We start from the raw sequence: 14052 nt of genomic DNA, 5'->3' as shown, positions 1-14052 counted from the left end.
ACCAAATCTTATATCATGTGTTATAGGAAAGTTTTAAGTTTTTGAAAACAAAAAAAACTGTGACCAATGTTAGTCACAGTTTTTAGAAGAAATCCAATTATATATTTTTATGCGTTTTTCCAGTCTACATGGTTTACTACTCTTGAAATTTGCATGGTAGAAACACCAAACTGCTGGGCTAACCTTTTGGGGGCGACACCCTTGGAATGTCTTTCACGTATGATCTTTACTTTTTCTTTGTTAAGCTTCACATGTTTTCTCAAAGGACTATCGCCTTTCCATGTACCCCTTGCTACGGCGCTTTCATATCCTTTACGGCTAGCTTCGCTATGAGGGATCCATTGTAAATTTCGAGCTTGGCAATTTAGAGAATCGTTATCTCTGAATGAGACATAGTTTTTGTAATCGGGATCATCGTTGGTCACAAAATAGTAGGCAACTACACGGTGTAGGGGAAGCCTTTTTTCCATGCCTCGTTTGCGCTCCTTGCAGTAACCGAGGTATACTCGGATAAATTTGTAGCCATTTACGGTAGAACCTGCGATAAGTTCGCCGTCTTTTTTAGCTCGACCCCAGCTCGATACTTCGTATTCAGATTTTACATTTTGAACTTTTACCTCAAAAAAAGGATCACTGAAGTCGATTTGGACCCATTGTTCTTTAATCATCATGATAAGTTAGGTTAGATATGCTATGAGTTACACAATTTAGTATCTGTTACACGCCAGAATTATTGATCTAGTATATAACAATGTTTAATTTTTTGTATTTTTTTTATGAAAAAGTAGATTATTCTCTTCTTATGCACTTCGGATTCTAATAATTAATAGTTTCTTATTCTTAATGTCAGGTAACGCTTAGGTCAGCACAAGTGACTATTATTTCGAACGAATCCAATTATACCAAGCACCCTTGTACCCAAGCCATCTATAAAGGAAATCTGAAAATCAATTAAGGAATTTCTATAACCTTTAGGACTGTATAAAAAGAAAAGTCTTACCCTAGTTGAAATAGTGTATTATTTATATCCAGTTATGTTAGTAAAAGAATTACCGAATGGTAGAAGCTAATTGGTGTGGTTATTTATTATTGGTATCACAAACAGAAAACAGTTTAATGATTTATTACTTGCAGACTCTTTTTAGCTAAACTTATGCAAATACCATTCTTAACTAATGTAGAACAGACAAACTATTTCTACATAGTATTATATTAATACAAACATTCTCTTTACAGAAGTAAAAAGAATCAAAAAACATCGTATTTCAAAATATTGACACTGTTTGAAATGCTAATAACACTTAATGCCCAAAATAAATTACGATACAATTCATTATACAGTTGCCATTTTTATCAAAAACAATAAAAAAACAAAAGTACTCAATGTTTTATAATCACCTTCTTAGACATATACCCTTCTTTGCCAACTAACCTGATTATATATAGTCCATCTTCCCATTTTTTAGTATCAATCTTGAAGTCTTTAATAGGAGAAACCATCCCCAAATTGGCAATTTGTTCCCCAAGAATATTGAACACTTTAACATTGAAAGGCTGAGAAGAGCTAATGTACACTTCATCGGCAGCTGGGTTGGGATAAAGGACTACTGCTAGCTCAATTTGTCCATCTTCTATCCCACTAACTACTTGGGTGCTCTTCAGGAAATGTAGCCCTCCATTGACCGATCCTAATACCAAATTACTACCCAAAGCAGCTGGAAAAAAACGCTGTCCAAAATAAGGTGATGTATATTGTTTGGTGATGGAATTATAGACCATTTCATCGCTAGGTATAAGTGTATCAGCAGCAAGTGCAAGTTGCTCCTGAAAATCTGGATAAATAGTAAGCCTACCAGTAAAATCTCCTGTAATAAGTTCCGGCTTTCCATCGCGAAGAATATCGGCTATTTCTATGCTCAGTTCTCTATTTTTGGAATCGAAACCTATTCCTCCCAAAGCGATACTTTTTTGCTCGAATACATCATCACCAAGATTCTCATAATAATGAAGCGATGCACCTTTCTCTTTGCCCAATAATAAATCCATGTCTCCATCTTCATCCACATCAAAAAACAAGGGCTCGTCCGAAGGCTCAATGCTGATAGAGAATTGCTGAAGATTTCCATCAAATACCAAAGGGCTACTGCCGGTGGCAAGCAGGTAGTAAATGGCAGATTCCCGAGCAGTATATGGTCTTGCAGAAAAATACAAATCGGCTCTTCCGTCGCCGTTAAGGTCAGCGAATGATGGCTTTATACTCACCAACTCCTGATCAGAAAGCTGGGCAAAATCATCATTCACAAGCTCGAAAATGGGCAAGTCGTTATCACCTGTGTTTTCAAAATGTGAGATAGTTGCAAAAAACTCCCCCCCTACAACTTTTCCTCTATTTCCCACAAACATATCGTAGTCTCCATCTTGGTCGTAATCTACAAAAGCAGGCACTGCATACTCTCCAAAATCGAGCATTTCCGATTGTAGAAAATCATTTTGGACAAAGGTAAATTCAGGATTCTCCACTGTCCCCGTATTTTTGTAATACCAATTGGAAGTGTAAAAATTGACCATATCTGCCTCATTGGTGAAAAGATTTGGGCTGACTACCAAGTCTTTTTTTCCATCAAAATCGAGGTCTTCGTGGAAAGCTGCGGGAAATACAAACATATCGATGGGGTTAGATGCTGGCCATGAAGAAATAACAGCATTAAACTTTGCCTCGGCAACAGTTCCTTCATTCATGAGCAACACCAAGTTCTCACAAGTGATTTCACCCAACAACATTTCTTTATCGCCATCGCCATTCAGATCGAGGGCTAGAATAGCTGAACCTGCATGTGTTTCTGCCTTAGTACGGCAAGCTGCCGATTGGTTGAAAATATACGTATTACACGTCCCGCATTCCTCAAAATCACCCCATCTATCTGTGATTTTATCAAACTCTAAACTATCTACACTCCCGTACCTTTCCATGCTCATGTTCTGATGAAACTCAACAGTGCCTCCAAACAACGGTTTGAAATTCAACACATCTAAGTCACCATCACCATCTATGTCGCTAATAGCCGGAATATCTGTTACATCTACTTTGAGATTGATCAGCCTACCCGAAAAGCCAAAGGTGCTAAGCGTTTCCTTAAATAGCTCCCATTTTGGAGAGGCTGTTCCAGCAGCCATATTTTTATAAACAGATATTCCGCTTGTGCTAGAGGTGAAAATATCTTTCTTGCCATCCCCATCAAAGTCCCTCAACAACATCCAAAAAGTTAGGTCTTGAGGGAATAGGATTTCATAATCAGGGGCATATTTATACTGATTATTTACCGCCAAAAATGTGCTTACTTTGTCATTGGTTCTATCAAAAACCACCAAATCTTCTACTCCGTCAGCATTTAGGTCTATGGTATTGAACTGAGCAGAATTAGTACCACCTCCTCCTACAAGTGACAATTCCTTACCATCCCTTAGCACTTTCACCGAATCGTGGTGCTCAAATGCAAACTGTTGACCTAATACATCAGTCCCAAAAAAAATCAGTAGTACAAGTAAGAATTTGTTCATTTTAATGCTCATAGTTTTCATTCAAAAAGACACATCAACTTGATAAGAAGTTGTTAGTGTGAAAATAGTTTGTGTTAAGCTAAACATTTTGCGAATGCATGAATTTTAATAATATGAAAATCGGAAAAATATTGATCGCTAATAGAGGAGAAATTGCAGTACGCATCATCCGTACTGCAAAGGAAATGGGCATTGGCACCGTAGCTGTCTATAGTGATGCAGACCGGAATGCTTTGCACGTAAGGTATGCAGATGAAGCGGTGCATATAGGAGCTTCGCCTTCTGCTGAATCTTACCTAAAAATCGAAAAAATAATAGAGGCATGCAAAGCAACCCAAGTAGATGCCGTTCATCCTGGCTACGGCTTTTTGTCGGAAAATGCTGATTTTGCCCGACAGCTCAAAGCCGCTGATATCAAGCTGATAGGTCCATCGCCAGAGTCCATAGAAACTATGGGTGACAAGTTGATGGCGAAAGCAGCGGTAAAAAAGCGAAATGTGCCTCTTGTCCCAGGTTCTCCCGATGCTATTTCTGATATAACAGAAGCGAAAATTATCGCTAACAAAATAGGCTATCCTGTTTTGATAAAAGCCAGTGCTGGCGGAGGTGGAAAAGGGATGCGAATTGTAGAAAACGAGAACGAACTAGAAGAACAAATGCAGCGGGCTATTTCCGAAGCTCAATCTGCTTTTGGAAGTGGTTTAGTTTTTATTGAAAAATTTGTGACTTCACCTAGCCACATCGAATTCCAAATTTTGGGAGACCAGTATGGCAATGTGGTTCATTTGTTTGATAGAGAATGCTCTGTCCAACGCCGACACCAAAAGGTGATTGAGGAAGCTCCATCGCCCAAGCTTAGTGCAGAAAAGCGAGCCGAAATGGGCAAATATGCGGTTGAGGTAGCCAAAGCGTGTAACTATGAGGGAGCGGGCACGGTAGAATTTGTAGTAGATAAAGACCTGAATTTTTACTTTTTGGAAATGAACACACGCCTTCAGGTAGAACATCCTGTAACAGAACTGATTACACAGGTAGATTTAGTGAAAGAGCAAATCAAAATAGCTCAAGGTGAGAAGCTTTCATTTGAACAAAAGGACTTAAAAATAAGCGGGCATGCCATTGAGGTGAGGGTGTATGCAGAAGATCCTGCCAACAGCTTTTTGCCAGATACAGGAACGTTACACACCTACCGTACTCCCCAAGGGCCAGGCGTGCGGGTAGATGATGGGTACGAAGAGGGAATGGAAATACCGATATTTTATGATCCAATGATAGCCAAACTATGCACTTTTGCCCAAAATCGAGAGGGCGCATTAAAAAGGATGCTCAGGGTTATAGATGAATATCACATCACGGGTATCAGTACGACCTTAGACTTTTGCCGGTTTGTTTTCGAACATCCAAGTTTTACAGAAGGTGGTTATAATACCAAATTCATTGAAGATTTCTTCTCCGCAAATGCATTGAAAAAAAACTATGTGGAAAAAGAAGGGGAAATTGCCGCCGCCTTTGTTAATTTTCTGCTCGAAAACCAACAACCTACGGCAAGTGAACCTCTTGCCAAACAAAAAACCAGTAGTAAATGGAAACTAAGAAACCACTGATATTTTTTATTCTATTCATATTCAGTAGCTTGACGACTTCTTGCGGTGGAAAGCAAGTCTTGGAAGAGGAATTTGACAGCCTAACATGGAAAAATGACAAGTTAGGCTGCAATAACGAAAGGTTCGCATTAGTAAAGCAATTCCAAAATATCCGTCCGAAATTGATGGGCAAACAAGAAGGTGAAATTAGAAAGCTTTTGGGTAGCCCCGATCAAGTGGAATTATACGAACGCAGTCAGAAATTTTATATTTACTATATAGAAAAAGGGAGTCAATGCGAAGGTGCAAAAAGCGGCATTGCCAGCAAGAATTTTTACATCCGTTTTAACTCCCTCAATCAAGTGAGTGAAATCACTCAGCAAAACTTTTAAGTTATCGCTTAATCACGATATCGATATTACTGGTCTGGAACTTGGGGTTTTTCCCCTTGTTCTTGTTCAGCCATTCTTGGAATTTCTCAAAATCTACTGTCTTGATCCCTCCCCACTCTGGGTGTGCAGTTAGGATAGGCTTGCTATAAGGCACTGGGGAAAATACGACAAATAGCCTATTGAAAAGCTGTTCTTTGTTGGTCTGCACTGCTACTGGGTCCATTACACGCGTACTTAGCTCAGGAAAATACTGTTTGTGATGAGCCTCGGAAAATAAGATGTAATTCTGGTCTGCTCGTACCGGCACGGCACTTTCATACTGTCCCTTCATGCCCGAATACGGAAAAACCCGGTACACCACGTCCTCTTCAAAATCTTTAATAAACACACTGAGATAGCCATCTACAGGAGTTTTGAAATCCAAATACAGTCTCTCATTATTTTTATAAATCTCTGTCTGGCAATTTTCAGGATTATTACAGTTCAAGGTATATGCTTCAAAATCAACGGCAGCACCTGTAATTTCCCTAGCCTTTCCATCCACTTCACATAATAACCAAAGCTCTTGCCCCATTCCCGTGCTGTTGGTATGCCCGTCGCGTACTACCCACTCCAATTTGGTCACGCGCTCTTCTACAAACTCCCCCAACACCATAGAGTTAGCTATCACATTCATGCTCGTATTGGTCTCCGTTCGCTCACCAGTTGTTGTATTTTCTATGTACGTATTAGTACCTTGCACTATCACTTTTCCAAATGCATTTTCCAAGGCATTGATTTTTGCCATGTCCACTATCCTTTTCTTGATATCGCCAATGCAATAGGCATCTGTAAGTAATACTTCGGCTTTGCCTTCCACATTTATGATTTTAGCTTTTTTAGCCTTTTGGGCATAACCTGAAAGCACAAGTGACAACAAAAGAAAAATACTCAGGCTTAAATTCTTCATAGCAGCAATAATTTCGGGGGTAGTAAAACTTGAATTAGGTAGAAAGCTAAACAAAAAAGGTTGGGAATCAGAGATGAAGTTCATCAAAAATTCCCAACCTGATATATTTATTTTATTGGATTCCTTTCTTATTTAAGGTCAAGGAGATTATCCAACTTTTGGTGGATGATAGTAGTTTCCTCTTCCAATTTCTTGCGAACTACTCTTTTGGCGTTGTTGTAAGCCTCATCCCTGTTGTAAAATATTTTCAACTGAACCTCTACGTTTTTGTCTCCAACATCTCTGTAAACCTTATAAACTGGATCTACTTGAGTGATTGTGTTTTTGATCATGTTTTTAGAACCTGCCACCACTTTGGTTACCGAAGCAGCATCTTCTCTTGAAAGCTGTTGGTTGGCAACTGAAGCCTCGATAAGTGCAGCAATTTCTGTTTCTAACTGGCCCGCCAAGTTCAATTTTGCAAGCTCAAGCGCCTGAATATCAGCAGCTGATTTTGATTCTGCCACAGCATTACCATCAGCATCAATGTACTTCTTCCTACCTTTCTCATCCATGTCGAGGAGCAATGACCATGAGCGCTCAAGCGATTTTTCGAGAGGCAATGCGCCTGGAGCCACATTCCATCCTTCTTTTTTCATCTTCTTGGATTCTTTTTTAGCCTGTTTTATGGCTTTTAAGTCTTTTTTCTTTACATCGACTTGGGCAAAAACATTAGCCGAGGCAAAAAGAAATCCAAGTACTAAAGTTAAGATCAATTGTTTTTTCATTACGAATAAAATTAGTTAGAACAATAAGCTTTACGAAATTAAAATTGGAAAGGTTATGTGAATTATAACAAATATTCTGATTTATTATTATTACATAAAATAAATATATTTTTGAATACTATTTTTTTAGTTATACCTTAAAAATTACCACTTGGTTTTGGGTAGATGATGGTACCTCACAAAAAATATACTTTTTAAAGAATGCTTGTTTAATAAGCTAAAATGACTTTATCAGACTCACCCGTTATTTGTGGGTCTTGCTCTCTGTTGTTTAGCCTTCGAGCCATGTAGGTAACGTTGTCTTGCAAGTAAGTACGCAATTCGTCAACAGTAAGTTGCCTATCGCTGTTATTATCTGCATCTCCTTGTAATCCTTTCAAGAAGAAATAAGTAAACAAACCATGGCTTTTGTCTCTGTACCAAGATGAAACCTGATCTGGGGCACAAGAAGTAAACACAGCCGCATTTTCATCATTCAGCACGGTGTTTTCCGACTTGATAAACACTGGAGAAATATCCTTTAATAACATCCCTTGGTCAGAAGATCCGCTGAAACAGGCATCAATAACCACATTGAGCGTTTTGTACTCTATTTGCCCAAGGTTTTGGTAGAAAGTATTTAATGAATAGCCGTTGAACTTTACCAGCGATGGGTCGCAATCTACTGGTACAAAATAGCCATCCTTTGTCTCAGGATCGGGTGCTCCGTGCCCACTATAAAAGACAAACACATCTGACTTTCCGGGCTTCACATAATTATACAGCTTTGCCTTATGGTCGCCTTCTTTCCCAAAAATAGCTTGGAAATTTCCCTGCGTAGCATCTTCTTCCACAATAATGTTTCCTTCCCTAAACCCGAAGGTCTGTATCAAGTACTTTTTCATTGTTCGAGCATCGTTGAGGGCAAAATCTACCGAAGGGATTTCAGAATCGTAGGTTCTATTCCCGATGATGACTGCAACCGCATCTTTGTTTACTCTATTGAGGCTAGGAATGTTCACATCCACATCTGATTCTAGCTTTATCTCAGCAGGACCAACATTATTTTTTACTTCTCCCCCACCGCCTATATCTGCCAACAGGCTTGCTCCTGCATTTATATCTGCCAACAAAGGCTCTTTCAGGCTATTAAAAGCCCTTTTTGACAAAAGCTTTACATTTTCGCTGTAAAATTTATTAGACTGTGCCGATTGGTACGACATCATATCATGCGTAGCCGCATTGAAAGCCGTCACGCTGAGGGAAACATAATTTCCTGTAGAAGTCTTTACAAAATTTGGCTCTGCCGTAAAGTACACTTGGCTCTTACTCGTCTGAATTATTTTGTTCAGAATTTCTTCATTAGTCCCGTTGCAACCTCCCTTCGATTTCACAATTCGGGAAATCGGGATGAAATCAGTCACATTGAATCCATTGGCACGAAGTTCGGCGGTCAATACTTCTATTGCTTCGCGCTGAGGAATATTTTTGTTGAGTACATCACAAATGCTTTCCCCTTCCATAGCCATAGGTACCACTATTGCGTTGAGCTTTTTCTGTGAAGATTGGGCATTTGCAGATGGAACGATAGCCGCTGGACTAAGAAAAAAAATAAAGGCAAGGCCAAAAACTAGAAGCTTTGAGTTTTTCATATGTAAGGTAAATTAGATTGGGGCAAACAGGTAAATCGCCCCAATTCAAAATCACAAATCAATATACGGTATGGCCAATAAAAGGTTATTGACCAGTGATCACAAATACATTTGCGTTGGAGTCAAATTTCTCTTTTACAAGTTCTGCACCGCTTCTTCTTACTTTGCATTTTGAAAAATTCTCATCTTCAATATCCGTAATCACCGCTTCTCCAATTGGTTTTTTACGCTCCAATACTTTTCCATCTACAGTAACCTCTCTTACTTCCACAATACTCAAATTCTGTCCAACGAAAAGTCCTTTTGAACTACCTCCTGTAACTACAATTTCTTTTGCGCGCCCTTTCTTCTGATCGGTAATTTCAAATATGCGCATTGAAACAGGGAAATGTTTATCAATAAACTGGAAAACAGGCTTATCAGCTGATTTTAAAGCTTCAGTTATCGCTTCTTCCTTAGTGCCGTACTTACTCATGAAATACCAAAAATTGCCACTCCCATCATTTCCAAGTGTAGAAGTTGCCATGATCTGACCCGTAGTCACATCTAGGATCTTAATGGAAAAACTCACCTTTCCTTTGTAACCATCCAGCACTTTTTTCTTTTCTTCTGAGTCTTTACTCACAGGCACTTCTCTATACACTGGCTCAGAAGATGCACTAATCAGGTTTCCGGTAATAATAAATTGCGCACCAAGTTTTTTACCTTGCTCCACAACTTCTCCTTCTATGAAGCTTTCTCCCTTTTGTAGGTTTTCTTCTGAAAAAATGTCATCGAAATTTGTCCTATCCACCACTGTGAAACGGTTGGATTTCACTACCGAGCCAACTACCACTTCGGTCAAGCTACTAGCATAGGCTTTAGCGCTTCGAGTTCCAGCATAAGCAAATGGAGTTACCGCGATGATTTTCTTATCTTCATCTTGAGCCGAAGCATTTTGAGGGAATTGGAAAATTGATAATACTAAAAGCAGTACGTAAACTGGTTTCATAATATTAAATTAGTTGAGTTAAGTTATATAGGATTCAACGTAAAGTAGTCCAATTTATAAAAGCAAGGCAAGAATTAAATTCAAAAAAAGAATTCAATCCTTGCCGGTTATTCATTAAAGTTGTTCAAAATCTCTGCAAATCAATGAGCCTCCAGCCATGTTTCGCCCACACCAGCCTCTACCATTAGAGGCACTTCAAGCTCAACTGCATTTTCCATCAGCTCCGTCACTTTGCTCTTAAGCAATTCCAATTCGCTTTTGTAAACATCAAACACCAATTCATCATGCACTTGCATGATCATCTTTGATTTCAACCCTTCTTTCACCATCCAGTTTTGGATTTTTATCATCGCCATTTTAATAACATCGGCTGCACTGCCTTGGATAGGGGCATTGATCGCATTACGCTCAGCAAAACCACGCATGTTCGCATTTCGGGAATTGATATCTCTCAAATACCTTCTTCTACCCAAAATGGTTTCCACGTATTCATTTTCTCTGGCAAAGTTCACTATTTCGTCCATGTAGGCTTTTATCGAAGGGAATTCATTGAAATAGGCATCAATAATCTCCGCTGCTTCCTTACGTGGAATGTTCAACCGTTGAGAAAGACCAAAAGCAGAAATACCATAGATAATACCAAAGTTGGCTGTTTTCGCCTTCCTTCTCATATCTCCATCCACCTCTTCAAGCGGTACGTTGTAAATTTTTGCAGCTGTAGTAGCGTGAATATCCCTGCCTTGGCGGAAAGCATCAATCATCACCTCGTCTTTGCTGAACGATGCCATGATGCGAAGTTCCACTTGCGAATAATCCGCCGCCATGATCACGTAATCATTATTTCTAGGCACGAAGGCTTTCCTAATTTCCCGACCCTTATCCGTTCGGATTGGAATATTCTGAAGGTTCGGATTCGTGGAGCTCAACCTACCTGTTGCCGCAACTGCCTGATTGTAAGATGTATGAATCAGATTATCTTTAGGGCTAATCAACTCTGGGAGGGCATCTACATACGTAGATTTCAGCTTTTGGAGTTGGCGGTATTCAAGTATATTTTCTACTATTTTATGCTCGGAAGCCAAGTTTACCAAAATTTCCTCGCCCGTAGCATATTGCCCTGTTTTAGTCTTTTTGGGCTTATCTACCAACTTTATTTTATCGAACAATACCTCACCCATTTGCTTAGGAGAATTAATATTGAACTCCGTCCCTGCTTCTTGGTAAATACTTTTCTCTAGCTCTGAAATAGACACTTGAAGTTCATCGGAAAAGATCTTTAGCGCTTCGGTATCTATTTTTACCCCATTTCTTTCAATTGCGGCAAGCACTGGTACTAGCTCACATTCTACGTCGGAAAATAGCTCTTGAAGTTTTGCCTCTTTCTTAAGTAAAGGTTCAAGTTCCTCTTTTAGTTGGAAGGTAATGTCCGCATCTTCCGAAGCATATTCAGTGATGAGCGCTAAATCCACATCTCGCATACTTCCCTGTTTCTTTCCTTTTTTCCCTATTAAAGTTTCGATAGAAACAGGCGTGTAGTTCAAATACGTATCTGCCAACACATCCATATTGTGCCTTTTATCTGGCTCCAACAGGTAGTGGGCAAGCATGGTATCAAACAACTTCCCTTTCACTTTTACTCCGTAGTTTTCCAGTACGATCATGTCATACTTGATGTTTTGGGCAATTTTCATCGTGGCTGGGTTGGCAAACACTTCTGCAAACTCCGCCACAATAGCTTTTGCCCCGGCTTCATCGGCAGGAACAGGCACATAAAAAGCCTCCCCTTTCTTCCAGCCAAAAGACATCCCGACCAGTTCAGCTTCAAAAGGATCTACTCCAGTAGTTTCCGTATCGAAGCAAAATTCTTTTTGCAAGCTCAAAAAATGAATCAATCGCTTTCTTTCCTCAGCAGTAGTTACCGCTCGGTAATCGTGCGGATGAAGGTCAATAGTTAGGTGCGTTGCTGGAACTTGCTCTTCTTCCTCTTCAACTTCGGCAGTAGCTGCAGCTGCTGGCTGTGCCCCAAACAGGGACATTTGCTGACCTTGGGCAGGCTTTTTGGGCGCAGCTTTGGTTTTCTTTTTAAGCTCCTCTCCCAAAATCCTCTTGCCTAGCGTCCTGAACTCAAGCTCCTCAAAAAGCTCCTTCAACGCCGCTTCATCAAAACCATTATACGTCATCCTTTCCACTTCGCACTCAATGGGCACATCCGTCTTTATCCTAGCTAGCTCTTTGGATAAGATAGCTTGTTCAGCATTTTCTTCCACCCTCTCCTTTTGTTTACCCTTCAGCTTATCCGAATTCTCGATCACCCCTTCTACGCTGCCAAATTGGTGCAAAAGCTTAGCCGCCGTTTTAGGGCCAATTCCAGGGATTCCAGGAATATTATCTACCGCATCGCCTTGCATGCCCAACATATCCACCACTTGGTCTATTCGCTCAATGTCCCATTTTTTGAGGATTTCAGGAATGCCCATCACCTCAAAACTATTCCCCATAAAAGCAGGCTTGTACAAGAAAATATGTTCGTCTACCAATTGCCCATAATCCTTATCAGGCGTCATCATAAACACCTCAAACCCTTCTGAAGGACACCTTTTGGCAATTGTCCCAATCACGTCATCCGCTTCAAAGCCATCCATTTCTAATAGTTGGATATTGAAAGCTTTCACCATCTTTTTCACATAAGGAATGGCAACAGTTATGTCTTCGGGCTGCGCCTCACGCTGCGCCTTGTACTCAGGAAATTGCACATGCCTAAAGGTAGGTTTAGGCGTGTCGAAAGCCACGGCAATGTGCGTAGGCTGCTCCCTTTTGATAATATCCCACAGCGTATTGGTAAAGCCCAACACCGCCCCCGTACTCATCCCCTTGGAATTGACCCTAGGATTTTTGCTAAAGGCAAAATGAGCGCGGTAAATCAGCGCCATGGCATCGAGAAGAAATAGTTTTTTTGAAGACATATGTTTATTAAATAATCTTAGGTAAAGGCAAAGAAAATCTGCACTAGAAATTAATCAAGTGTTAAAGTTCGGAATTCTAAACTAGGAACAAAGAAAAAGTTTGGGGTTAGTTTTTGAAATAGCCTGATATAGCTTTAACAATTCTTTCGGTAGCCTTTCCATCCCACAGAGCAGGAACTTCACCCGATTTATATGTTCCATCCATGATTTTTTCCACTTCGGTAAAAACTAGCTTTTGATCTAAAGGCAAGAGCGTATTTGAACCCTCAGTAATCGTAACAGGTCGTTCAGTATTTGGGCGAATAGTGAGACAAGGTACTTGTAAAAAGGTGGTTTCTTCTTGAATTCCTCCTGAGTCTGTCACGATAAATTTACTATTACTCACTAGCTTCATAAAGTCAAAATATCCAAGCGGTTCTGTCAGTACAACATTCTTCTCATTTTCTAAAGACTCAAACAGTCCATGTTCCACAAGTTGCTTTTTGGTTCGAGGATGAACAGGAAATACTACTGTGATTGATTTTGATAAGCCTTTGATGATATTGACAACCTCAATTAGGCTATCCTGATTGTCGACATTGACTGGTCGATGAAAGGTTACTGTGGTAAAGGAATTTGATTCTAAAGATAACTTTTCCAATACGCTAGATTTAGCAACCATAGGTTGATAAGCCACCAATGAATCAATCATAGTATTGCCTACATACTCAATTACACTATGATTCTTACTTTCTTTTTTGAGATTTTGCTCACCGCTTGGCTCGGTTACCAAATGAATATCGGAAAGGTCATCTATCAGAATTCTATTTAGCTCTTCTGGCATGGTCCTGTCCTCACTTCTTAAGCCACTTTCTATGTGGGCAACAGGATAGCCCAACCTATGGGCAGCCAAGGCACAAGCCAAAGAAGAGTTCACATCGCCAGGCACCATCACCAAATCTGGGTTCATTTCAGTTAACACCTCTTCCATTTTTGAAAGTATATCGGCAATAGTTCCCAATTGGGACTTACCCTTCACACCCAAAAACACATCAGGCTTTTTAATTTGAAGTTCTTCAAAAAACACCTGGTTCATCTGGTAATCATAGTGCTGACCAGTATGCAATAAAACAAATTCTAAATCGGGATATTTTTTAAAAACAGACTCAAATTGGGTGATTTTTATAAGATTTGGGCGCGTACCAACACAAACTAATACCTTCTTTATCATTGAAAATT

General features: G+C 39.8%; 10 protein-coding genes. 2 read left to right on the top strand and 8 right to left on the bottom strand.

From position 1 onward, the window contains the following. Positions 1–107: 107 nt before the first annotated feature. Both R9C00_07795 and R9C00_07790 read right to left on the bottom strand, forming a co-directional pair. Positions 108–671 carry a hypothetical protein gene (locus R9C00_07795; GenBank protein ID WPO37349.1) on the bottom strand — a complete coding sequence of 188 codons (564 nt, stop codon included), beginning with the start codon at positions 669–671 and terminating at the stop codon, positions 108–110. A gap of 709 nt (positions 672–1380) precedes the next feature. After that, on the bottom strand, positions 1381–3558 hold the full coding sequence (locus R9C00_07790; GenBank protein WPO37348.1) for a T9SS type A sorting domain-containing protein: 2178 nt from the start codon (positions 3556–3558) through the stop codon (positions 1381–1383). A gap of 113 nt (positions 3559–3671) precedes the next feature. Here R9C00_07790 and accC point away from each other — a divergent pair, with 113 nt between their 5' ends. Further along, positions 3672–5162 carry an acetyl-CoA carboxylase biotin carboxylase subunit gene (gene accC / locus R9C00_07785; protein ID WPO37347.1) on the top strand — a complete coding sequence of 497 codons (1491 nt, stop codon included), beginning with the start codon at positions 3672–3674 and terminating at the stop codon, positions 5160–5162. Further along, complete coding sequence (locus R9C00_07780) at positions 5141–5533, top strand: hypothetical protein (protein ID WPO37346.1); 393 nt, start codon at positions 5141–5143, stop codon at positions 5531–5533. The genes accC and R9C00_07780 overlap by 22 nt, the downstream gene beginning before the upstream one ends. Position 5534: 1 nt before the next feature. Here R9C00_07780 and R9C00_07775 read toward each other — a convergent pair whose 3' ends face one another. The 6 genes from R9C00_07775 to wecB all read right to left on the bottom strand — a co-directional run bounded on the left by R9C00_07775 (position 5535) and on the right by wecB (position 14044). Further along, positions 5535–6482, bottom strand: a complete 948-nt coding sequence (locus tag R9C00_07775; protein ID WPO37345.1) for a hypothetical protein — start codon at positions 6480–6482, stop codon at positions 5535–5537. Positions 6483–6610: 128 nt separating this feature from the next. Continuing rightward, the gene (locus R9C00_07770; protein ID WPO37344.1) at positions 6611–7249 is read right to left on the bottom strand and encodes a hypothetical protein; all 639 of its coding nucleotides are present in this window, start codon (positions 7247–7249) and stop codon (positions 6611–6613) included. 209 nt (positions 7250–7458) lie between these two features. Continuing rightward, a complete protein-coding gene (locus R9C00_07765) occupies positions 7459–8880 on the bottom strand; it encodes a DUF6175 family protein (protein WPO37343.1) in 1422 nt (473 codons plus the stop codon). A gap of 85 nt (positions 8881–8965) precedes the next feature. Next, a complete protein-coding gene (locus R9C00_07760; GenBank protein ID WPO37342.1) occupies positions 8966–9871 on the bottom strand; it encodes a CsgG/HfaB family protein in 906 nt (301 codons plus the stop codon). A 140-nt stretch (positions 9872–10011) separates the two neighbouring features. Continuing rightward, positions 10012–12834, bottom strand: coding sequence for a DNA polymerase I (gene polA, locus R9C00_07755; protein WPO37341.1), 2823 nt, complete (start codon positions 12832–12834; stop codon positions 10012–10014). Positions 12835–12940: 106 nt separating this feature from the next. Next, entirely contained in the window at positions 12941–14044 is a 1104-nt protein-coding gene (gene wecB / locus R9C00_07750; protein WPO37340.1) for a UDP-N-acetylglucosamine 2-epimerase (non-hydrolyzing), read from the bottom strand. Positions 14045–14052 lie beyond the last annotated feature (8 nt).

The sequence above is a fragment of the Flammeovirgaceae bacterium SG7u.111 genome, from assembly GCA_034044135.1.
GTDB lineage: Bacteria > Bacteroidota > Bacteroidia > Cytophagales > Flammeovirgaceae.
This window is presented reverse-complemented; position numbering and strand designations above follow the sequence as displayed.